We start from the raw sequence: 20,785 nt of genomic DNA, 5'->3' as shown, positions 1-20,785 counted from the left end.
GCAGGCGGTCAAGAGAGTAAAAAAGCAACTAGGCGCAGGCCTGGCGCCCCGCCAGATGCACGAGCCCATCCCCGGTCGTCCAGGGGACAGAAAAGAGGAAGCCCGCAGTCGGGGTGATAGACTCACGAGAAAAGAGAATAAAGAGAAGCCTTGCAGGATGTAAAAATCCTACAAGGCTTTTTCTTGCAACAAATGGCATGGAGCTATTCTTGATGAATGATAATCCAGTGAAGAAGATCTTGCTGCGAGAGTTCTCCAGAGGCAATTTTTAAAAATGTATCTGACAGTTCATCTTGTGTATAGGTGAGCTCAATCTTATTAAGAGCGAGAAACACCAACATTACATGTGCACCGATACGTTTATTGCCGTCAATAAAAGCATGGTTCTTTACAAGACCATATCCGAGACGAGCAGCCTTTTGTTGTAAAGATGGATAAATGTCTGTGCCTGAGAAGGACTGAAATGGTGCGGCCAATACGGATTCCAGTAATCCTTCATCCCGGATGCCATCAGTTCCCCCTGTCTCTTGAATCAGTTGCGTATGAAGTTTGATGATTTGATCTTTTGAAAGAACAATCATTTGGCAAGAACCTCATAGGCCTTCCGATTCTTGGCGATTAAACGCCTGGAAACGGTAAGTACATCTTCGTCGTCAGCAAGCTGTTCCTGTTCAGCGTTGTTGAACTCAATCAGTAGATAGCGAGGCGAGTTGTTTTTCAGAATGACAACAGGACCTTTCTCATCAACCATTCTGGCTACACGGGAAAAGTTCTGGTTTGCTTCTGTGATGGAAACAAGATTTTCTGTATTGACATTCATAGTTGATGCCTCCTTAAAGTTTGATGATTTAATTGTAACCCGTAAATAGGATAAATTCAACCTATAAAATAAAAACGGTACTGTGGATATCCAATGACCCATTGCAATGCCGTAGGGGCTACCCGTCAGGGGAGCCCGTCGCCAGGTCGCCCAGAGGGCAAAAAAAGAAGGCCTGCAGTCTTGAGAAGATTACGGGCCTGTTTCTGTCCGCTTTTTTGCACAGGTCATATGATATACTGAGAATAAGAAAGATTTGGGCATCACCAGAAAGTAAAGGAAGTGAACAAAATGAAAGTTTGGATACAGGCTCACAAAGGGGAACGTCCTGCCAGCAAGAATTTTTTTGAGGCCATGTGCGGGTTTGAAGAACTGGGGGCCGAAATCCGCTTCTTTCATAATCCCTTGGAAATGCGGCAGGCTGAGCCAGAAGATATTTTGGTTGGTTATGTAGAAGCGGTCCAGCAACATTTGGAAGAAATGGGTTTCTCCTATCCAGACTTGGATTATCCGGTAGAGCTGGAATATTGTCTGGGAAGAAAAATCTGGAAATCCACCATCAATACCATTAACTCCCATCCAGAACAGTGGCCTGTATTCGTCAAATCCATTGCTGATAAAGAAATCACCGGCGTACTGGTCCGTTCTCCCAAAGATCTGATCGGCTGCGGAAACTGGGAGCACGATGTACCTGTGTGGTGTTCGGAACCCGTCCGGTTTGTAACAGAGTGGCGCTGTTTTATTCGCTATGGAAAAATCCTGGATGCAAGACACTATCGGGGAACCTGGGAGAAAATACCGGATCCGGAAGTCATCAAAAGGGCCGTACGGGATTACAAAACCGCGCCAGCCGGCTATTCTTTGGATTTTGGTGTGACGGATACGGACAAAACTCTACTCATTGAAGTCAATGATGGATATGCACTGGGAAGTTACGGGCTGTTTTATATTGACTATGCAAAACTTCTGACAGCGCGGTGGGCAGAATTGACCGAGACGGAGGATGAGTATAAGGATTTTTGATATAAGAGCATGAATTGTTTTTCGTGTTATAATTCCTGTACGAAGTATATACGACGGCTGGAGAGTGTAAAATGTGTGTGAATGTCAACCAAAAAGTGAGCCACTTGCTCACGAATTTTTGAGCCACTCATGCTCATGAAAAAGTGAGCCACCTGCTCACGAATTTTTGAGCCACTTAAGCATTCGTCATCTTCTGTTTGCTGCTGTGCAAACGGTAAGACTGTCCATTCATATTTAAAACACTGGAGTGGTAGGTGAGCCGGTCGACCAATGCGGCAACCAGCGTCTCGCTGGCAAACATCTCCGTCCATTTGGAAAACTCCAGGTTTGTCGTAATCACTGTACTGGCTCTTTCACTCCTTTCGGCAATCACTTTGAACAACATTTCAGATTCTTCCTGGTTGAATCTTGCATAACTTAATTCATCTATGAGCAGCAGGTCTGCTCCGCTCAAAGTTTTTTCCATCTTGCGCAACTGGTAATCATCATGGGCTTCACATAGCTCAGTTGCCAGCGTTGTGGCATTGCAGAAAATGACCTTCCAGCCCAGCAGACAGGCTTTCACTCCAAGGGCTGTCATCAGATGTGTTTTCCCCGTCCCCGGATTACCGATCATCACCAGGTTCTCATGCCTCTTTATGAAATCGCAGCTTGCCAGCTGCTTCACATATTCAGGCCGAACATGTTCCAGCCTTGTGAGATCAAACTCTTCCAGGGTCTTGAGCATGGGAAAGTGCGCTCTCTTCAGCCTGCGTTGCTGCTGTTTTTCCTGACGGGATGCATATTCCCGCTTCATCAACCCGAGCACGAATTCTTCCAGGCTTTGTCCGGGGCGGAATTTTTCCGCTGGTTCACCGACGTCTTTGAAAGTGGGAAGTTTAAGCTGTTTCGCATAGAAACGGAGTGCTTCCTTTACACCTGCGTCCTGCACATAGTGCCTCCTTCCTGTAAAAGCTGGTCATACATTGAAAGATCTGTCTGCTGCACTTTTACCGGGTCGGTAAGGATATGCGCTTTCCTGTCGGAAACCATAAATTGCTCTTTGTGCTCCCAAAAAGCGTTCTCTCCGTCGGCAGCACATAGCCGCAGAATCTCAACCAGCTGTTCGCTGCTGAATGCATTGGTCTCCAGGAACTGTAGCAGGGCAGCACTGAGGTTCTGCCGTACCGGTTTTGCTTCCAGGATGCTGCGCGGCTTGTATTCCAGCAACGGCAGATAATGCGCAAGTTTCAGAATCTGCTGGTTTTGCCCATAGTTTCTGGCGTGTTCAGCAATCAGTTCCCCCTTGGCAAAGATCCGAATCTGTTCAGCATAGGCTCGCACCGTGACCTCCTGTCCCACATATTTCACGGGCACAGAATAATCGTTAGCGACGAATCGGACAACAGAAAAGGGTGTTACTCGGCAGACTGCTGCTCTGCTTGCATCAAAAGGGCTGCCCGGCAGTGGGCAGAGACGTTTCTGGTCTTCCAGGAGCAGATCCTTTACAGGGTTCTCCCGTCCAGGGATTTTATGCGTATTCGCATACACCTTGCATTTATCCAGCAGGAGTCTGTTCAATTCGTCCAGCGCATCTACTCTGGGTACAGGGACAAAGACATTCCGGCGGACCCAGCCTACGAGATTCTCCACCAGTCCTTTTTCATTTCCACTCCGGACATTGCAGAAAACGGTATGGAAGCAATAATGGGCTGCAAATGCTTCATACTTTTCCTGGGCAATGGCTTCTTTGCCACCTTTTTCCTTAACGGCTACCCGGTCATTGTCAAAAATGACCTTAGCAGGGACGCCCCCAAAGAATTCCAGAGCTTTTCTCAATGCTTCAAGTAAAGCTTCCGTATTCTTCCTGCGGAAACAGACCACGAAAGGAGCACAGCTGTAGCAAAGGCGGGCACAAAAGAAATTGACTTTAGTACGCACTCCTTTGAGGTAAACCACAGCTTCACCCCAATCAATCTGCATCGCATCACCTGGAAGGTGAGCCAAAGGGACGAAGGCTTCCTGAAGATTGCCACGTAACAGATGAACGCAGCGCCGGACTGTGCTTGCACCTCCTGTAAATCCAGTTTCTTCTACCAGGCGGTCATAAATCCGCTTGGCTGTGTGGTGCTGCTTCTTATTGGGTTCTTTCGCATCTTCATCCAGACAGCTCTGGATGAATCGAGTCACCTCCTCTGTAATCACTGCAGATGTCCGATGATATTCGCAGCGGATGCCCGGGAGTGCATTTCCTTTGCAATACTTGGCCACAGTATTACGGGAGATATGCATTTCTCTGGCAATCTGGCGGATAGATTTTCCATCGCGAATGTACATCTGGCGAATTTGACCATAATCTTTCATAGTGATGACCATCCTAACATCAATCCCCTTAGAATCAAATTACTGACTCTAGTATAGGGGAACTTGTTTCAGAGTGGCTCACTTTTTCATGAGCATTTAGATCTTAAATGGCTCACTTTTATATTAGCATTCACAAATGTGGAAAATATTACATAAAGATATAATTGGATCAGAAGGCGGTGTAATCTTAGATGATGAAGAGTATAAGGGGCAATGCCGTATCACACTGGAACGGTGCAATCCGTATGATGCCATTACTTGCGGGGTGTATGGTGATATGGTACATACGGTCTTTACAGATCCTGAAGAGTCTCACCAGCTGTTTGAAATGATGAAAAAAGACTTACAGGCTTTTATTGATGCCAACATTGAAGATATTAACCAGCGTAGTGAGTTCTATGAATCGTTCGTTGACAAATATCACTAATACTTATACGAACAAAGACAATCTGGAAGCCATCGGTAAACAGATTTGGAATACTATGGCAAAAACCAGGCAGAGGGGTATTACGAAGTTGAAAAGTGATAAATTGAGATTTGTGAGGATACAGAATTTATGATTGCTTCCTATGATTGGATTATTCATGCCAGACAAGATTCAAAATATAGAGATACTATTATGCAAATCATGGATAGTCATTCTGTTAAAGAGCTTGCCTATAAGAAATACTTATGTGTAAAATTTTATGGCCCACTTGAATATGCAGAAGTTCATCCATATCCAAAAGAAAGTGAATTCAGCTCTAAAGTTATTCCTGTAAGGATTACTTATGCTGGTCTAAGAAAAATGTTAACGGGCGACTTCAATAATATTGTGGAATCAGATATCCAATTTCTATAGATGATATGTATTAATTGATTGATTATCTTTCTATATGCGGTCACCAAATTTTAAAAGAAAAGGTTCCCCTGGGGTGCATCATTCAAGGGTACAAGGGCATTATTGTGTAATTGTATCAAATATTGAGTGGCAACCGAATCTGGCTTATGGGATAGGGGCGGTGCTGCTGGTAGCATTGGTGCGGAAATGAGGAGAGACATGGTGGAAAAAATCCTTATTCGAATACGGGAACACATATAGTACCTTGGAGGAAAAAATGAAAAGGTTAAGCGATTATCTTGGCCTAAACGTTATGTTGAAAGACGAGAACAATAAACTCTGGAAAGGAAAAATTATAGCCTATTCTTCAGCTGATTATGGTGAAGGAGAAGGAGAGGCTGTTGTTTTACAAAAACCGGATGAGCCAAGGAATGGAATTGAATTTGGAATAAACGAAATCAAGTCAATACAAATATTACAATAAGCCCCCTGCCCCGGCAGCGGGCTTTTCTTATACCTGAAAAGGAGGGACCCATGAATGCCATAGCGTTGGGTCTTCTCCAGAGAGGTATGGTTGAGTGTGTGGCTTTTCTGCTATAATAACAGAGAAAAAATTCACCCCACAAAAAGTGCAGTAGTAATAACATCCCGTTTTACTACCATTTTTACTACTACAATGGGGAAAGTTGTGCCGTTTTTTGCAAAATTATGTCCTTTTCTCCGTGAACAGGTGAAACGGGCAAACCCGCAGTAATTCGGCATATTTCGGCATAGAAGGGAGTTTCGTGTCCATGATCAAAATACTATTTATCTGCCACGGCAACATCTGCCGGTCGCCCATGGCGGAATTCGTGTTCCGGCAGATGGCAGAACAGGAGGGCGTGGGGAAGGGGTTCCATGTGGCATCGGCGGCTACGACGGATGAAGAGATATGGAACGGCCGGGGCAATCCGGTTTATCCCCCGGTGGAACAGCTGCTCCGGGAGCATGGCATGGACCCTGGCTGGAAGCGTGCGGTGCTGCTGAGAGCCGGCGATTACGGGTCTTATGATTATTTCATCGGCATGGATGATGAAAACCTGCGGGACATGAAGCGCCTCTTCCGCGGCGACCCGGACCAGAAGTGCAGCCTCCTCATGGATTATACGGCCAATCCCCGTCCTGTGGCCGACCCCTGGTATACCCGGGATTTCCGGCGGACCTGGGACGATGTCCAGGAAGGCTGCCGGGGACTGCTGGACCATTGCAGGAGGGAAGGGACAGGACGGTAAGGAGCCGGTGAGGATCCCACCTGCCGGGGGACATAGAAGCGGTTGTCCTTCCGGGGAACCTGTCCTGGCCGCCGGGGTCCTGTTGCTAACCCCTAACTGCCCCGCTGTGCTATAATATCACCAATACTTTATATGAGAGGGGTTTTAGCCATGGGAGAAATACAAGGCTGGAAGCGGGAGGCTGTGATCCTTCGCACCAGTTTGATCGGCATCGTGGTGAATCTCCTGCTTGCCGGCTTCAAGGCAGTGGTGGGCCTTTCCACCCATTCGATCGCCATTTTGATGGATGCGGTGAACAACCTGTCCGATGTGCTTTCTTCGGTCATTACGGTGGCAGGGGCCAAGCTGGCCTGCCGCAATCCTGATTTCGAGCATCCCTTCGGCCATGGCCGTTATGAGTACCTGAGCGCTCTGGTCATTTCCATGATCATTTTCTATGCGGGCATCACGGCCCTGGTGGAAAGTGTGAAAAAGATCCTGGACCCGGCGGTGCCGGAATACAACGGGGAGACCATCCTGCTTCTGGTGGTGGCCGTTGTGGTGAAAATCGTGCTGGGCCGCTATGTGAAGAACAAGGGGACCCAGGTGGATTCGGGGGCTCTGGTGGGTTCGGGGGCCGATGCCCTGTTCGACGCGGTCCTGTCCTTCTCGGTCCTGGCGGCGGCACTGGTCTATCTGTACTGCGGGGTTTCGCTGGAAGCCTACGTGGGGGCTTTCATCGCCTGCATCATTCTGAAAAGCGGCTATGGGCTGCTGCGGGATACCCTGAATGAGATCCTGGGGGAACGGCCCAATGCGGGGCTGGTGCGCCAGATCAAGAATCTGCTGGTGGAGGAACCGGAGATCCGGGGGGCTTATGATCTGATGATCAACAACTATGGCCCTGGGCGGAACTACGCTTCGGTGCACATCGAGCTGCCGGATACCATGACGGTGGAGCAGGTGGATGAACTGACCCACCGGATCCACCGGAAGGTATACCAGGCCACGGGAGTGAGCCTGACCGGGGTCACGGTGTATTCTTTCAATACCAGGGATCCGGAGGCAGCCCGGATCCGGGAGAAGGTGACCCGGCTGGTCATGAAGCATGCCTGGGCCCTGCAGGTCCACGGGTTCTATGTGGACCGGAAGAAGAAACAGATGCGTTTCGATGTGGTGATCACTTTTGGCACGGACCGCACCAGGGCCGCCAGGGAGCTGAAAGAGGAACTGGATCCCCTGTATCCGGGCTACTGGATCTCGGTGGATACGGATATGGATATCTCGGCGCTGCACGGGTGAAAAGGGCCCGGGGAGCCGTGGGCAGAGGCCTGGAAACAGGGAAAAAGAAAATCTTAAAAAAAATTATAAAAAGTGCTTGACGAATATCCCCTTTTGCCGTATAATCTTACTTGTGTTCGGGGCGTAGCGCAGTTTGGTAGCGCGCTTCCTTGGGGTGGAAGAGGTCGTGAGTTCGAATCTCGCCGCTCCGACCATTTAATTGAACTGGACGCCACAAAGGTAACTTTGTGGCGTTTTTTCATGCTTGAAATGCTATAATATATAATGAGAGAATCTGTGGATCCAATCCGATCTTGTTTCAGGAGGAGTGCCTTGCATGTCTGAGCTGCAGGAAAAAATTGCGAAAAGAAGAACCTTTGCCATTATTTCTCATCCGGATGCCGGTAAAACGACACTGACTGAGAAATTATTGTTATATGGGGGCGCCATCCATCTGGCCGGCTCCGTGAAATCCAGAAAGGCCAATAAACATGCGGTGTCCGACTGGATGGAAATCGAAAAACAGAGAGGGATTTCCGTTACGTCCTCTGTGCTGCAGTTCGACTACGAGGGCTACCGGGTGAACATCCTGGATACCCCCGGGCACCAGGATTTCTCGGAAGACACCTACCGGACCTTGATCGCCGCCGACAGCGCCGTCATGCTGATCGACGCCGCCAAGGGGGTGGAACCCCAGACCAAGAAACTGTTCTGGGTCTGCCACCGCCGCAAGCTGCCCATCTTCACGTTCGTGAACAAACTGGACCGGTACGGACGGGCTCCCATGGACCTGATGGACGAAATCGAAAAGGTGCTGCACATCAACGCCTATCCCATCAACTGGCCCATCGGCACCGACGGTCACTACATTGGTGTGTACGACCGGCTGAAGAAGCAGGTGGAGCTGTTCGACAACGACAGCAGTCACGGCTCCAAAATCCTGAAGAGTACCACCGGCAGCCTGGACGATCCTGCCATCCGGGAAGCCATCGGGGAAGCCAATTTGCAGAGCCTGAAGGATGATATCGAACTGCTGGATCTGGCCGGGGACGAATTCGACCTGGAACGGGTGGACGCCGGCGAGCTGACGCCAATGTTCTTCGGGTCTGCCATGACCAACTTCGGGGTGCGCAGCTTCCTGGAAAAATTCCTGGAACTGTCTCCGGAGCCCCAGCCCCGGAAATTGAAGGACGGGGGCGAGGTGAAGCCTGAGGATGAAGATTTCACGGCCTTCATCTTCAAGATCCAGGCCAATATGAACCCGGCCCACCGGGACCGGATCTCCTTTATGCGCATCTGCTCCGGAGTGTTCGAAAGGGGCATGACCGTATGGCATGTGCAGGGGCAGAAACCGGTGAAACTGGCCCAGCCCCAGCAGTTCATGGCCCAGGAGCGGACCACGGTGGAAAAAGCATACCCGGGGGATATCATCGGGGTGTTCGATCCGGGGATCTTCTCCATCGGTGACACCCTGTGCAACGAAAAGCACCCTGTCCAGTTTGAAGATTTCCCCATTTTCCCGCCGGAAATCTTTGCCAAGGTGCAGCCCAAGGATTCCATGAAACGGAAGCAGTTTGAAAAGGGCATCGTCCAGCTGGCCCAGGAAGGCGCCATCCAGGTGTTCAAACAGAAAAACATCGGCATGGAGAGCTTTGTGGTGGGCGTTGTGGGACAACTGCAGCTGGAAGTGCTGGAATACCGGCTGCTGAACGAGTACAATGCCAAACTGGTGATGCAGCAGCTGCCCTATACGGTGGCCCGCTGGGTCTATGCGGACGATCCGGAACTGATCCGGAACATGAAGGGGCTGGACAACGGGATGCTGGTCTACGACAAGCTGAGCCGGCCGGTGATCCTGGTTTCCAATGAATGGAACCTGAACTGGATCCTGGAACGGAACCCGGGGATCAACTTCACCCAGGTCCCCAGCGAGGCCAGAGCAATCTGAGAGGTACGACAATGGATATCAACAAGAAACCTGTGATGGACATCCTGGGGGTGCCGGTCACTCCCTTTTCCATGGACGAAGCCACGGCCTGGCTGATGGAACGGGTGGCACAGCATGTCACCACCCAGGTGGTCACGGCCAATGCGGAAATCATCATGATGGCTCAGGAAATGCCGGCCTACCGGGCTCTGCTGGAACATACGGACCTGATCCTGGCTGACGGGGCCGGGACGGTATGGGCGGGTCGGAAACTGGGCTACCAGGTGCCTGAACGGGTGGCCGGGTTCGACCTGTTCCTGCGGCTGCTGGCCTGCGGCGCCGGCCGGGGTACCCGGTTCTTCCTGTTCGGGGCGGCTCCGGGGGTTGCAGAAGCGGCGAAGGAAAAAGCCGAGGCTTTGTACCCGGGGGTGAAGATCGTGGGTACCCGGAACGGGTATTTCGAGCAGAAGGACGAACCGGAGATCATCCGGCAGATCAACGAAAGCGGCGCCGATGTGCTGTTTGCCGCCCTGGGAGCTCCCAAGCAGGAATTCTGGCTCCAGGAGCACCGGGACCAGCTGAAACCGGCTCTGCGGATGGGGCTGGGCGGCAGCTTCGATGTGCTGGCAGGCAAGATGGAACGGGCGCCCAAATGGATGCAGGAGGCATCCCTGGAATGGCTGTTCCGCCTGTACAAGCAGCCCAGCCGGCTGGGCCGTATGATGGCTCTGCCCCGGTTCGTGGTGAAAGTGCTGGAATATAAAAACAGGAAATAAAGATTCTTTTCACTTTCAACCAAATAGGGTATAATGAAACGATGGGTGGAGGTGAAGTTGTGTTCAAATATAACTATATTATTCTCAAAGAAGGCTATCCTTTCATCATCATCACAGCGGCGATTACCCTTCTGACCGGGTATCTGGCCGGCCCTGTGTTTGCCGTGCTGCCCTTTGTGCTGATGGTTTATTTTATGTATTTTTTCCGGCAGCGGGTCCTGGATGTGAAACAGGATCCCAGCCTGCTGTATTCCCCGGCGGATGGTACGGTGATGGGGGTGGAGGAATTCTTCGATACGGAGTTCCTCAACGAACCGGCCAAGAAAGTGACGATTTTCCTTTCTGTATTCAACGTGCATTCCAACCGGTCGCCCATGACCGGGCTGATCAAGTACATGCGCTATACCTGTGGAGGCTATGAACCGGCCTACAAGGATTCGGCGCCCATTGTCAACGAGCGGATGGCCATCGGCCTGGATAATGGGAAGAACCGGGTACTGGTGATCCAGATCGCCGGCATCCTGGCCCGGCGCATTGTCAGCTGGACGTCTCTGGGCAGCCGGCTGCGGCAGGGAGAACCCTACGGGATGATCAAGTTCGGTTCCTGCACGGAACTGGTCATGCCCCGTTCGGTGGAAGTGTTGGTCCGCAAGGGCGATAAAGTCCAGGGCGGTATCAGTATTATCGGGAGGCAGAAAGCAGAATGAACTACAAACGCATGGTACCTAACAGCATCAGTGGACTGAGCCAGATCCTGGGGCTGATTTCCATTTTCCTTTCCATGGAAAAGGATTTCAACTGGGCGGCCATTTTCATCATCCTGGCCATCCTGGCGGATTCCTGTGACGGGCGGGCAGCCCGGGCTCTGGGCGTCAGCGGGCCCTTCGGGGTGGAGATGGACTCCCTGTGTGATGTGTGTTCTTTCGGCATGGCTCCGGCGGTGCTGATCTACTGCTACAGCCTGCAGCAGCTGGGGGTGGCCGGTATGATCATCTCCGGACTGTTTGCCTTCGGGGCGGCCATGCGGCTGGCCCGGTTCAACGTAAACGTCTCCGCCATCCACGGTTATTTCCAGGGCATGCCTGCACCGGCCGGGGCCTGTGTCATCGTGACCTTTGTCCTGGGAGGCATGCGGATCAGCCCGGTGCTCACTGCACTGCTGACCATTGCGGTGGCCATCCTCATGTACAGTGATGTGAAATATCCGGATTTCAAGGGACACGGCAATCCGCTGTTCCGGGTACCGGTGATCATTGCGTTCATCCTGGGGGCCCTGGTGCTTTACAGCGATGTGCACGCCTGGCCCTTTGTGATCATGTTCACCTACACCCTGTGCGGGGTGCTGAATGCCATTTACACAAAGCTCACCGGGAAACAGGCCGTGTTTAAGTAAGAGGAGGAAAGCGTTTCTTTATGAGTACGTATTTTGATATCATCATGGTTCCCCTCCAGGTGCTGATCGTCTTTTTTACCATCTATTATTTTGTGATCTCCCTGTTCGGCATCCTGCCCCGGAAGAAAGAAAAGAAGATCCTCACCCCCAGGACCACTTTTGCCGTAATCGTGGCTGCCCACAACGAGGAAAAGGTCATTGGAGAACTGGTGGAGAACCTTCATATGCTCCGGTACCCGGATGATATGTATGATATCTTTGTGATTGCCGATAACTGTAAGGACCATACGGCGGACGTGGCCCGGAAGGCCGGCGCCATTGTGTGCGAACGGTTCAACCAGGAAAAGGTGGGGAAGGGCTTTGCCCTGGAATGGATGTTCCAGCGGCTGTTTGCCATGCAGCGGCAGTATGATGCCGTGGCCATTTTCGACGCCGACAACCTGGTCCATCCCGATTTCCTGAAGGAAATGAACAACCGGTTCTGCAAGGGAGAACGGCTGATCCAGGGGTATCTGGACGTGAAGAACCCCAATGACAGCTGGGTGAGCGGCACCTTTGCCATCAACTTCTGGATCGTGAACCATGTGTGGCATCTGGCCAAGTACACCATCGGACTTTCCAGTGTGTTCGGGGGCACCGGTATGGTGATCGCCACGGACGTGCTGAAAAAGTACGGCTGGAAGGCCACCTGCCTGACGGAAGACATGGAATTCACCATGAAATGCCTGCTGGAGGGCATCCCCACCACCTGGTGCCAGGATGCCATCATCTACGACGAGAAACCCACCACCTTCAGGGCTTCCTGGAACCAGCGGAAACGGTGGGCCCAGGGCCAGTTCGATGTGGCGGAACGGTACATGGGCAAACTGCTGAAGGAAGGCCTGAAGAAGCGGGACATTGTGATCCTGGACGGGGTCATCGACGTGTTCCAGCCTTATTTCATGCTGATCTCCACTTTCTTTGTGATCTGCAGCACCATCTACAATTTTGTTCCGTTCTATACCAACGTATTGTACGCATTGCTGCCCTACCACTGCTGGCAGGTGATCGGGGTGGCCCAGTATCTGATCCCGGCCATCATCCTGTTCAAGATCAACGCGGCTCCCAAGAGCTGGTTCTATACCCTGTTCTATCCGCTGCTGCTGTACAGCTGGGTGCCCATCACCCTGCTGGGGTACCTGCATCGCCATGAACATGTATGGAGCCATACCATCCATACCCGCAGCATCAGCTTCAACGATGTGCTGGTCCCCGAAAGCGCTGAAACCGGGCCCAAGCAGATTGTGCTGCCCAAGGAAAAAAGATAGGAAAACGGATTCTGAAAAGACGTGAGCGATTGTTGCTCACGTCTTTTTTGGTGCCCGATCTGGTCCGTTGACAAAGCCCCTTTTTTCCTTCGCTCCGTGGTATAATGAATCAAAGTGGTAGTTTTCAGCCGTCTTGACAGAAAGGAGGGGACCATGGGGGAGATTTTACTGGCTCTGAGGGATTTTCTGGGGCTGCTGCAGGCACCCCGGTTTGGCATCCCGCTGCCTTTTCTGTACCTGGCGGTCATGTGCGGGGTGATCCTCTGGGGGGGCTCTCTCCGGGCACGGATCTTCCAGCTGGGGGCCCGGGAGGCGGTGGGATGGGGCGTCTGGGTCTGGGAAACCTGGCTGGGCATCCGTCTGCTGCGTCTCATGGTGCGACCCCTGTGGCAGCCTGTGAGCCACCTGCTGTGGTATGGATATTATCCCTGTATGGGGATGCTGATTTTCCTGGCGGTCTGGATCAGCTATGCCAGCAACCGGACCCCGGAAGACAGGGCTCTTCCCCGCTGGCTCCAGGGCCTGCTGCTTGTTGACCTTCTTTTAGCCGGGCTGGCCCTGACCAATGACTGGCATCAGCTGGTGTTCCAGATCCAGCCCAGTACCAATCCCCACCAGGATATCTATACCTATGGCTTTGTGTATTACCTGATCCTGTTCAGTTATCTGGCTCAGCTGCTCCTGGCCAATGGATGGCTGTGCTGGAGGGCTTTCCGGGAAAAAATCAGTCTGGAGAGGCTGTGGCAGCCCTTGACGGTTATCCTGCTGTACGGAGGCTACATTGCTGGTTATATCCTGCGGATCCCCTGGCTTTTCCGGAGTGAACTGGTCCTGTGGTCAACGTTCTTTGGATTCCTTTGGATGGAAGCCCTGCTTCGCTCTCGGCTGCTGCCGGGGAACAGCCAGTATCGGGAATGCTTCCTCCATTCCCGGCTGGGACTGACCATCCTGGATCGCCAGGGCCGGACGGTGTACCAGTGCCAGCAGATGCCCATCCATCCAGCGGGGGACTGGCAGCGGAGGACCATGCCCATTTTCGGGGGCCAGGTGGTGTGGTACCAGGATATGGGAGAACTGCGCCAAAAAAAGAAAAAACTGGAACTGACGGCCCTGACTCTCCAGCGAGCCTACCGGCTGCGGCGGAACTGGGAAAAGATCCGGAGAGAGCGGATCCATCAGCAGACCAAGCAGCGGATCTATGAGGAAGTGGAAGGCATCCTCCAGAGCAAAGAGCCCCTTTTCCTGCAGTATGCCCGGGCCCTGGAGCAGGCCCAACCAGGAGAGGGCACCCGGCAGATCGTGGCCCGGCTCAATGTGCTGGCTTGTTATTTGAAGAAAGAATGTGTCCTGCTGCTCCGGGGACGGGAAGATAACAGCCTGCCGGTCCGGGAACTGCAGCTGGCGGTCCGGGAACTCTGCCATTACCTGGAACGGACCGGACTGAAGACGCTGGTGGACGATCGTCTGGAGGGGCATCTGCCGGTGACAACGGCCCTGGCTTTCTTCCAGCTGCTGGAGGAGGCTTCGGAAGAGGCAGTGCGCCAGGGGGAAAGCTCCCAGATCTGCTGCTTCAAAGAAAGTGAGAAGGGATGGGAGCTGTCCCTGCTCTGGGATCCCCGGCCCTGGGTCCGGGAATTCGTGGCGCAGCATCAATCTCATTATGGCAGGGGCCTGTTCTGCCGGGAACTGGAATACGGGAGCAGTCTGGTTCTTCAGCATCAGAAGGGGGACGGATCATGGTAGATTTTGTGAAACTGGGACCCCTGTTCCTCCGGGTACTGGTGCTGCTGGGCTTTGTGGGGCTGATGAGCCAGAGCCTCCTGATCTATTTCCTCCAGCCCCTTCCCCGGTTCCGGTTTCGCCGCCGGAAAGCGCTGGAAGGGGTGATCCTGGTCCTCCTGATTCTCCTGGAAAGTGATTTGATGCTGGATATCCAGCTGGGCCGGGAAGAGCCCTATGGCATGGGGTTCCGTCTGGTCCTTGGCGGCAGTCTCCTGGTCCTGGCCCTGAGGCAGCAAAAAGAGAAAATCGGCTGCCGGTCCCTGTGTCTGGCCGCAGTGGCGATCCTGCCCTTCTTCGACGGGAGCTATCCCTGGGAGATGGGCCTGGCCCTGGTCCTTTTTCTGGTGCGGGCCCTGGACCTGCTGCCGGAAACCATCCAGGAGAAACGGATGCAGATCACGGAGTATTCCATCCAGGAGGCCATCGATTCCCTGGAGGAGGGGGTCCTGATCTCGCTGGCTAGCGGCGAACCGGTGCTGATGAACCGGGCCCTGTTCCGGTATACGGAAAGTGTGCTGGGGGTGGGGATCCGGAACGGCAATGTGCTGTGGCATCTGCTCCAGGAAGTGCGCAGGCCCGGGCTGCTTCGGGAAAACCAGGGCAGAGGGCTGCTGTTCCGTCTGCCGGACGGCCGCTGGCTGCTGTTCCAGCGGGTCATGATCGATTTCCAGGGGCAGTCCCACTGGCAGCTGACTGCCAGTGATGTCACGGAACTCCAGCGGCTGAACCAGTCCCTGGACCAGCAGAACCGGCAGCTGCAGCAGAAAAATGCCGAGCTGAAGGAACTGCTCCAGCATGTCCAGGAAATCCAGAGCCGGGAAACCCTCCGGGAAATCCGGATCCGGATCCATGATCTGATGGGGATGCGGATCAGCCTGCTCCAGCAGGTATTGAACAACCGGGATTTTGCGGATTACCAGCGGATCATGCCCCTTCTGGTCAGCATGCTTTCTGATGTACGGCAGGAAATCCGGGTGAAACCCCAGGTGCGGCTGGCTGAACTGGTTTCTGTGTACCGGAAACTGGGGGTACTGGTCACCGTGCGGGGAAATCTGCCGGAGGCGGAATGGAAAGGGGAACTGTATGTGCAGATCATCCGGGAAGCCCTGACCAATGCCGTCTGCCATGGGCGGGCCAGCCAGGTGGCTCTGGTCCTGGACGAAGAAAACCTTCTGATCCAGGACAATGGACTGGGCTGCACCGGACCCGTCCAGGCCGGAGGCGGGCTGACCGGGATCCGGGAAAAAGTGGAAAGCCGGGGCGGGAAACTGGAGGTTTCCGGGACCCCTCATTTTATACTGAAAATCCGTTTTGGGATGGAAGAAAAGGAAGGGATGAAGAATGATCCGAATTTTGCTGGTGGATGACCAGAAAATCCTGCTGGATGGGCTGGCCAGGCTGCTGGAACCGTATGAAGACCTGGAGGTGGTGGGGCAGCTGCCCTTTTCGGAAATGGTGGAAACAGCCTGCGGCCGGCTGAAGCCCCATGTGGTACTGATGGATATCTGCATGGAAGGGAAGACCAGCGGGATCGAATGTACCCGGAAGATCAAAAAGCATTTTCCCCAGATCAAAGTCATCATCATGACCGGTTTCCAGGATGTACATTTTGTGGAACTGGCCCAGGAGGCGGGAGCAGACAGTTTCATCTACAAAGAAAGTGCTGCAGACCAATTTGTAGACTGTATCCGCCGGACCATGGCGGGGGAGCATCTGTTCCCGGATGTACAGGAACGGACCACTTTTGGATTTTACAACGCCACCCTGACCCAGCGGGAAATCCAGATCCTGCACCTGGTCTGCCAGAACCTGAGCTATCAGGAAATCGCCGACCGGCTGCAGCTGACCCGCCGGACCGTCAGCTTCCACATCAGCAACATGCTCAGCAAAACCGGCCACAAAAGCCTGGTGGGACTGGCTGTGGAAGCGGCAGAGAAGGGGTATGCAGGGAGGGAATAAAAGGGGCTGTGAAAAAATGGACTTTTCATTTCTTCACAGCTTTTTTTTACCCAACCTGTACTGTAGTACAGTGTGGAAATCTCCTGCTTCCGGTATACTGGAGACAGGAGGTGGAAACAATGGAAATGCGGAATGATTTCAGAAAATTCTTTACGATTGTTGGAATCCTGGCCCTGGCAGTCTTTGCCCCTTTGGGGCGCGGGCAGGCCGCAGAGAAGGAAAAGGTGATCCTGGATACGGATATGGTGGAGCTGCTGGATGACGGGGTGGCCATGATGATGCTGGCCCAGGCCCCCAACATCCAGCTGGAAGGGGTCACCATCGTCTTTGGAAACACCTGGGTGGAAACCGGTACCGCAGCAGCCATCCGCCAGCTGGAAGGGATGGGCCGGAAGGACATCCCTGTGTTCATGGGGGTGAATGAACCCACCCGGAAGGACCGGTTTGCCCATATGGCGGAAGAGAAACGGCTGTACGGACAGAATTTCGACAGCCATAAAGGAGCCGCCGGCTATCCTCGTCCTGCTTCCTGGCAGCAGGTATATCGGGAACGGTACCACCGGGAACCGGAACTGCAGCCCCGGAAGGAAGCGGCAGCTGACTTCATTGTCCGGACCATCCGGAAGAATCCTGGAGAGGTGACCCTGGTGGCCATTGGCAGCGGAGCCAACCTGGCGGCAGCCCTGGACCGGGATCCGTCCATTGCCGGAAAGGTGAAACGGGTGGTGTACATGGCCGGAGCCTTCATGGTGGAAGGCAATGTGATGCCCCACGGAGAATTCAATGTATGGATCGATCCGGAATCGGCCCGGAAAGTGTACCGGGCACCCTGGACGGAACAGGTGTTCCTGCCGCTGGATGTATGCAATACGGCCAAACTGAGCCGGCAGGAATATCAGGTGCTTACGGGGAAAATCTCCCAGCCCTGGGCCCGTGCCATGTGGAAGGATTACTGGGCAGGGCCTCTGTTCCAGCAGGATCCGGGTTTTTCCAGCTATATCTGGGATGTGCTGGCTGCTGCCGTGGTCATCGATCCCCAGGTGATCACCCGGGAAGAAACCCTGCCGGTGGATGTGAATGACCAGTACGGACCGGGCTATGGAGATACCCTGGCCTACCGGGGCTTCGGACCGGAAGGCACCCAGAAGGCCCGGATCGTCTTTGCCGTGGACCAGGATCGGCTGTGGCCCATGGTGGAAAAAGTCTTTGACCGCCTGTAACAAGAAGAGAGGAAAAAGCCATGAGCAACCGAAAGAAAATCCTAAGAGCTGGGGCTTCTGCAGCTCTCCTGGCCCTTTTGCTGCCGTTCCAGGCCTGGGCCCAGGTGGTGCTGCTCCATACCAACGACATCCACTGCGGGGTGGACAGGAACCTGACCCTGGCCCGGGTAGCGGCTTACAAAAAGCAGCAGAAGGCTCTGGAACCCCAGACCCTGCTCCTGGACGCCGGGGATGCCATCCAGGGGGAACCTCTGGGGAAACTCACCGATGGACGGGCCATGGTCCGGATCCTGAATGGGGCGGGCTATGATTTCGCCATCCCCGGCAACCATGAATTCGATTACGGCATGGACAATTTCCTGTCCCTGGCCAAAAAACTGAAGTGCGGGTACACCAGCTGCAACTTCGTTCGGCTGGATACCGGGAAACCCGTACTGACGCCCTACCGGATCTTTCCCTTTAAAGAACGGAAGGTGGCGCTCATCGGGGTCACCACCCCGGGCACTCTGGTTTCTTCCACGCCCCGGTTCTTCCAGGACGGAAAGGGCCATTTCATCTATGGATTCTGTGAGGACAAAGCAGGGGTGAAGCTTTACAGACAGGTCCAGGATACGGTGGAGGAAGCCCGGGAACAAGGGGCGGATACGGTGATCCTGGTGACCCATCTGGGCAGCGACGGATCCATCCCCGTGTGGAGCAGCCGGGCGCTCCTGGCCCATGTAACGGGAGTGGACGGGCTCATCGACGGCCATTCCCACGAACAGTACGAAGTGTTTTACCCGGACCGGAAGGGCAAAATGATTCCGGTGGCCCAGACCGGTACCAAGCTCCAAAGCCTGGGACGGATGGTCATTGAAGATGACGGTACCATCCGGGGCGAACTGATCCGGGATCTGCCGGCACCGGATCCCCAGGTGGAGAAGCTGGTCCGGAAGGAAATGGCCAAAGTGGACAAGGCTCTTGCCCAGAAGGTGGGAGAATCTCCCGTGGAACTGGTGGATTCCCTGGAAGGCCAGCGGGCGGTGCGCCAGAAAGAAACCAACCTGGGAGACTTTGCGGCGGATGCTTTCCGGACCTGTTTCAAGGCGGATGCGGCCCTGATCAACGGGGGCTCCTTCCGGTCCGGTCTGCCTCGGGGCGCCTGGACCCGGAAAACCCTTTTGACCCTGTTCCCCTTCGGGAACCAGGCAGTGCTCCGCAGCGTTTCCGGCCAGCAGCTGCTGGATGCCCTGGAACTGAGCGTATCCCATGCACCGGAAGAAAATGGCGGGTTCCTTCAGGTATCCGGTCTGACCTTTGTCTATGATCCTGCCATCCCGTCTCCTGTGAAACTGGATGATCAGGGGAATTTTGAACGGGTGGAAGGCAAACGGCGGGTCAGTCAGGTGATGATCGGCGGCAAACCCCTGGACACGGCAGAAGACTACCTGGTGGCCGGGACCAGCTACATCCTCAGTGACGGCGGCAACGGCTACTCCATGTTCCGGGATACCACCCTGGTGGCGGAACCGGGCCTGTCCGATGTGGACATCCTGGCCGATTACGTCCAGAAACAGGGCGTCAGCGAGGCCTATCGGAAGCCGGAAGGACAGGGGAGAATCCGGATAGACAGGAAATAAGGCGCTGTGAAAAAATCATCCTCTGCGCCTTTATTTCGCTAGCGTCAGCTGGCTTCCATCGGCTAGTGACTAGAGACTAGTGACTAGTGACGGGGTGTGAAAAAGCATTTTTTCACACCCCCTTTTTTACCAAAACCTGTACTTTAGTACAGTGTGCTCCTTCTGAAAATTCTGTACAATAAAAGCAGAAAGAGAACGAACGGATATCTGAAGAAAGGAGCATACTATGAAAAAGGCATGGAAGCAAGTTTTGTTGGGGGCATTGACCCTGTGTGTCCTGGCATCCGGCTGCGGTGGGGGAAAAGGGGGCGGGGGAACCCCTGAAGACCCCAACGCCGACCTGCCGGTGCGGAAGAAAATCAGCACCCCGGTGGCATCCAGTTTTAAAGTAGACGGCCGGACGGTGAACATCTATGAATATACCGGGCTGACCTTCAAGGACCAGATCCTGTGGACGGACACCCTGGCGGTGGACGGGGACCGGATTTACTTCTTCGGCTTCGACACCAAGGACGAAACATACCGGACCAAACTCCGGTCTGTCAGTTTCAAGGATGAGACGCTCAGTGACCTGAAGGTGCTGGATGAACGGGCCTACTGGCGGGACAAACTGGTGGTATCCAACGGAACTGTCTATGACTGGCACAAACAAGGGGATTATCAAAGTCGTGAAAAGAAAAATGAAGCTTCCTATTGGCATTATTACGACGGAAAGACCATGGTGCCCACCGATTTCACCGGCACGACTCTGATTCCCATCGATCAGGGGAAGGATGTGGTCTTTACCCAAAAACGGGACTACTGGACCGGGACCCTGGACAAAGGGACCCTTACCAAGGGGAAGGAACTCCTTACCGCAGAGGCGATCAGGAAGGCTGGGCTGAACATCAAGAAACAATGGGCGGACAAGGACGGATTATACCTGATGGGGTATATGAAAAACGACAAGGGTAAAAATCAAAATGTGGTCCGGCAGTACAGTCTGCAGGACGGACAGCTGATCCAGTCCTTTGAGGGACCTCTTACCAAAGAAGGCCGTGGGTACGTGGTCACCGAGCACCGGGTGGTGCTGGGACAAGAAGGCGGCATCTACTGGATCTACCGCAAGAAGGATGGAAAGCTGTTGGGGAAATTCAAGACAGAACCCAAACTGACCATGGAAATCCTCACCCCCATGAAAAACGATTCCATCCTGATCTACCGCCGGATCAGCCGGGAGAAAGGCGAAGCCAAACTGTACCGGATGGATCTGTAAATCAGCAAGACGG

Annotated in this window: 21 protein-coding genes and 1 tRNA gene; 18 read left to right on the top strand and 4 right to left on the bottom strand. The window is 53.6% G+C overall.

What is annotated here, in order from left to right; genetic code table 11:
- Nucleotides 1–203: 203 nt before the first annotated feature.
- Together BQ5462_RS08135 and BQ5462_RS08130 are read right to left on the bottom strand one after the other, a co-directional pair.
- Nucleotides 204–581 carry a type II toxin-antitoxin system death-on-curing family toxin gene (locus BQ5462_RS08135; protein ID WP_012938473.1) on the bottom strand — a complete coding sequence of 126 codons (378 nt, stop codon included), beginning with the start codon at nucleotides 579–581 and terminating at the stop codon, nucleotides 204–206.
- Nucleotides 578–820, bottom strand: coding sequence for a type II toxin-antitoxin system Phd/YefM family antitoxin (locus tag BQ5462_RS08130; protein ID WP_071142838.1), 243 nt, complete (start codon nucleotides 818–820; stop codon nucleotides 578–580). Before BQ5462_RS08130 ends, BQ5462_RS08135 begins: the two co-directional genes overlap by 4 nt.
- A gap of 288 nt (nucleotides 821–1,108) precedes the next feature.
- Between BQ5462_RS08130 and BQ5462_RS08125 the strand changes: the two genes are divergently transcribed.
- Complete coding sequence (locus BQ5462_RS08125) at nucleotides 1,109–1,840, top strand: ATP-grasp domain-containing protein (protein WP_071142837.1); 732 nt, start codon at nucleotides 1,109–1,111, stop codon at nucleotides 1,838–1,840.
- Between the two features lie 175 nt (nucleotides 1,841–2,015).
- Here the strand turns inward: BQ5462_RS08125 and istB are convergent, their stop codons facing one another.
- Both istB and istA read right to left on the bottom strand, forming a co-directional pair.
- The gene (istB, locus tag BQ5462_RS08120) at nucleotides 2,016–2,771 is read right to left on the bottom strand and encodes an IS21-like element helper ATPase IstB (protein WP_071141678.1); all 756 of its coding nucleotides are present in this window, start codon (nucleotides 2,769–2,771) and stop codon (nucleotides 2,016–2,018) included.
- The gene (gene istA, locus BQ5462_RS08115) at nucleotides 2,753–4,195 is read right to left on the bottom strand and encodes an IS21 family transposase (protein ID WP_071141677.1); all 1,443 of its coding nucleotides are present in this window, start codon (nucleotides 4,193–4,195) and stop codon (nucleotides 2,753–2,755) included. The genes istB and istA overlap by 19 nt, the downstream gene beginning before the upstream one ends.
- 124 nt (nucleotides 4,196–4,319) lie before the next feature.
- Here istA and BQ5462_RS08110 point away from each other — a divergent pair, with 124 nt between their 5' ends.
- The 17 genes from BQ5462_RS08110 (at nucleotide 4,320) to BQ5462_RS08030 (ending at nucleotide 20,772) form a co-directional block, all read left to right on the top strand.
- Nucleotides 4,320–4,610, top strand: coding sequence for a hypothetical protein (locus BQ5462_RS08110; RefSeq protein ID WP_071142836.1), 291 nt, complete (start codon nucleotides 4,320–4,322; stop codon nucleotides 4,608–4,610).
- A gap of 129 nt (nucleotides 4,611–4,739) precedes the next feature.
- Complete coding sequence (locus BQ5462_RS08105; RefSeq protein ID WP_071142835.1) at nucleotides 4,740–5,024, top strand: hypothetical protein; 285 nt, start codon at nucleotides 4,740–4,742, stop codon at nucleotides 5,022–5,024.
- A 256-nt stretch (nucleotides 5,025–5,280) separates the two neighbouring features.
- On the top strand, nucleotides 5,281–5,487 hold the full coding sequence (locus tag BQ5462_RS08100) for a hypothetical protein (protein ID WP_071142834.1): 207 nt from the start codon (nucleotides 5,281–5,283) through the stop codon (nucleotides 5,485–5,487).
- A gap of 307 nt (nucleotides 5,488–5,794) precedes the next feature.
- The gene (locus BQ5462_RS08095; protein ID WP_071143357.1) at nucleotides 5,795–6,274 is read left to right on the top strand and encodes a low molecular weight protein-tyrosine-phosphatase; all 480 of its coding nucleotides are present in this window, start codon (nucleotides 5,795–5,797) and stop codon (nucleotides 6,272–6,274) included.
- 150 nt (nucleotides 6,275–6,424) lie between these two features.
- Complete coding sequence (locus tag BQ5462_RS08090; protein WP_071142833.1) at nucleotides 6,425–7,555, top strand: cation diffusion facilitator family transporter; 1,131 nt, start codon at nucleotides 6,425–6,427, stop codon at nucleotides 7,553–7,555.
- Nucleotides 7,556–7,672: 117 nt separating this feature from the next.
- Nucleotides 7,673–7,749, top strand: a tRNA-Pro gene (locus tag BQ5462_RS08085).
- Nucleotides 7,750–7,871: 122 nt separating this feature from the next.
- Entirely contained in the window at nucleotides 7,872–9,482 is a 1,611-nt protein-coding gene (locus tag BQ5462_RS08080) for a peptide chain release factor 3 (RefSeq protein ID WP_071142832.1), read from the top strand.
- 11 nt (nucleotides 9,483–9,493) lie between these two features.
- A complete protein-coding gene (locus tag BQ5462_RS08075) occupies nucleotides 9,494–10,237 on the top strand; it encodes a WecB/TagA/CpsF family glycosyltransferase (protein ID WP_083378115.1) in 744 nt (247 codons plus the stop codon).
- A 59-nt stretch (nucleotides 10,238–10,296) separates the two neighbouring features.
- A complete protein-coding gene (locus BQ5462_RS08070; RefSeq protein WP_235819606.1) occupies nucleotides 10,297–10,944 on the top strand; it encodes a phosphatidylserine decarboxylase in 648 nt (215 codons plus the stop codon).
- Entirely contained in the window at nucleotides 10,941–11,630 is a 690-nt protein-coding gene (pssA, locus tag BQ5462_RS08065) for a CDP-diacylglycerol--serine O-phosphatidyltransferase (RefSeq protein WP_071142830.1), read from the top strand. Before BQ5462_RS08070 ends, pssA begins: the two co-directional genes overlap by 4 nt.
- A 20-nt stretch (nucleotides 11,631–11,650) precedes the next feature.
- Nucleotides 11,651–12,937, top strand: coding sequence for a glycosyltransferase family 2 protein (locus tag BQ5462_RS08060; protein WP_071142829.1), 1,287 nt, complete (start codon nucleotides 11,651–11,653; stop codon nucleotides 12,935–12,937).
- A 153-nt stretch (nucleotides 12,938–13,090) separates the two neighbouring features.
- A complete protein-coding gene (locus BQ5462_RS08055) occupies nucleotides 13,091–14,680 on the top strand; it encodes a hypothetical protein (protein ID WP_071142828.1) in 1,590 nt (529 codons plus the stop codon).
- Entirely contained in the window at nucleotides 14,674–16,086 is a 1,413-nt protein-coding gene (locus BQ5462_RS08050; RefSeq protein ID WP_071142827.1) for a sensor histidine kinase, read from the top strand. The genes BQ5462_RS08055 and BQ5462_RS08050 overlap by 7 nt, the downstream gene beginning before the upstream one ends.
- The gene (locus BQ5462_RS08045; RefSeq protein WP_071142826.1) at nucleotides 16,061–16,678 is read left to right on the top strand and encodes a response regulator transcription factor; all 618 of its coding nucleotides are present in this window, start codon (nucleotides 16,061–16,063) and stop codon (nucleotides 16,676–16,678) included. Before BQ5462_RS08050 ends, BQ5462_RS08045 begins: the two co-directional genes overlap by 26 nt.
- Before the next feature lie 119 nt (nucleotides 16,679–16,797).
- Entirely contained in the window at nucleotides 16,798–17,898 is a 1,101-nt protein-coding gene (locus tag BQ5462_RS08040; protein ID WP_083378114.1) for a nucleoside hydrolase, read from the top strand.
- A gap of 20 nt (nucleotides 17,899–17,918) precedes the next feature.
- Nucleotides 17,919–19,517 carry a bifunctional metallophosphatase/5'-nucleotidase gene (locus BQ5462_RS08035; RefSeq protein ID WP_071142825.1) on the top strand — a complete coding sequence of 533 codons (1,599 nt, stop codon included), beginning with the start codon at nucleotides 17,919–17,921 and terminating at the stop codon, nucleotides 19,515–19,517.
- 226 nt (nucleotides 19,518–19,743) lie between these two features.
- A complete protein-coding gene (locus tag BQ5462_RS08030) occupies nucleotides 19,744–20,772 on the top strand; it encodes a hypothetical protein (RefSeq protein WP_071142824.1) in 1,029 nt (342 codons plus the stop codon).
- Nucleotides 20,773–20,785: the final 13 nt, after the last annotated feature.

The organism is Acidaminococcus timonensis (assembly GCF_900106585.1).
In the GTDB taxonomy this organism is placed as follows: Bacteria; Bacillota; Negativicutes; order Acidaminococcales; family Acidaminococcaceae; genus Acidaminococcus; species Acidaminococcus timonensis.
Note: the sequence above shows the minus strand (reverse complement) of the source record. Positions and strands in the feature narration are given on the sequence as shown.

What these genes read in the sequence shown, in the direction of transcription:
- BQ5462_RS08075 (WP_083378115.1), top strand. Translation starts at nt 9,494, where the DNA reads ATGGATATCAACAAGAAACCTGTGATGGACATCCTGGGGGTGCCGGTC.
- pssA (WP_071142830.1), top strand. Translation starts at nt 10,941, where the DNA reads ATGAACTACAAACGCATGGTACCTAACAGCATCAGTGGACTGAGCCAG.
- BQ5462_RS08080 (WP_071142832.1), top strand. Translation starts at nt 7,872, where the DNA reads ATGTCTGAGCTGCAGGAAAAAATTGCGAAAAGAAGAACCTTTGCCATT.
- BQ5462_RS08050 (WP_071142827.1), top strand. Translation starts at nt 14,674, where the DNA reads ATGGTAGATTTTGTGAAACTGGGACCCCTGTTCCTCCGGGTACTGGTG.
- BQ5462_RS08060 (WP_071142829.1), top strand. Translation starts at nt 11,651, where the DNA reads ATGAGTACGTATTTTGATATCATCATGGTTCCCCTCCAGGTGCTGATC.
- BQ5462_RS08125 (WP_071142837.1), top strand. Translation starts at nt 1,109, where the DNA reads ATGAAAGTTTGGATACAGGCTCACAAAGGGGAACGTCCTGCCAGCAAG.
- BQ5462_RS08105 (WP_071142835.1), top strand. Translation starts at nt 4,740, where the DNA reads ATGATTGCTTCCTATGATTGGATTATTCATGCCAGACAAGATTCAAAA.
- BQ5462_RS08055 (WP_071142828.1), top strand. Translation starts at nt 13,091, where the DNA reads ATGGGGGAGATTTTACTGGCTCTGAGGGATTTTCTGGGGCTGCTGCAG.
- BQ5462_RS08135 (WP_012938473.1), bottom strand. Translation starts at nt 581, where the DNA reads ATGATTGTTCTTTCAAAAGATCAAATCATCAAACTTCATACGCAACTG.
- BQ5462_RS08095 (WP_071143357.1), top strand. Translation starts at nt 5,795, where the DNA reads ATGATCAAAATACTATTTATCTGCCACGGCAACATCTGCCGGTCGCCC.
- BQ5462_RS08035 (WP_071142825.1), top strand. Translation starts at nt 17,919, where the DNA reads ATGAGCAACCGAAAGAAAATCCTAAGAGCTGGGGCTTCTGCAGCTCTC.
- BQ5462_RS08110 (WP_071142836.1), top strand. Translation starts at nt 4,320, where the DNA reads ATGTGGAAAATATTACATAAAGATATAATTGGATCAGAAGGCGGTGTA.
- BQ5462_RS08100 (WP_071142834.1), top strand. Translation starts at nt 5,281, where the DNA reads ATGAAAAGGTTAAGCGATTATCTTGGCCTAAACGTTATGTTGAAAGAC.
- BQ5462_RS08040 (WP_083378114.1), top strand. Translation starts at nt 16,798, where the DNA reads ATGGAAATGCGGAATGATTTCAGAAAATTCTTTACGATTGTTGGAATC.
- BQ5462_RS08130 (WP_071142838.1), bottom strand. Translation starts at nt 820, where the DNA reads ATGAATGTCAATACAGAAAATCTTGTTTCCATCACAGAAGCAAACCAG.
- BQ5462_RS08090 (WP_071142833.1), top strand. Translation starts at nt 6,425, where the DNA reads ATGGGAGAAATACAAGGCTGGAAGCGGGAGGCTGTGATCCTTCGCACC.
- BQ5462_RS08030 (WP_071142824.1), top strand. Translation starts at nt 19,744, where the DNA reads ATGAAAAAGGCATGGAAGCAAGTTTTGTTGGGGGCATTGACCCTGTGT.
- istA (WP_071141677.1), bottom strand. Translation starts at nt 4,195, where the DNA reads ATGGTCATCACTATGAAAGATTATGGTCAAATTCGCCAGATGTACATT.
- BQ5462_RS08045 (WP_071142826.1), top strand. Translation starts at nt 16,061, where the DNA reads ATGATCCGAATTTTGCTGGTGGATGACCAGAAAATCCTGCTGGATGGG.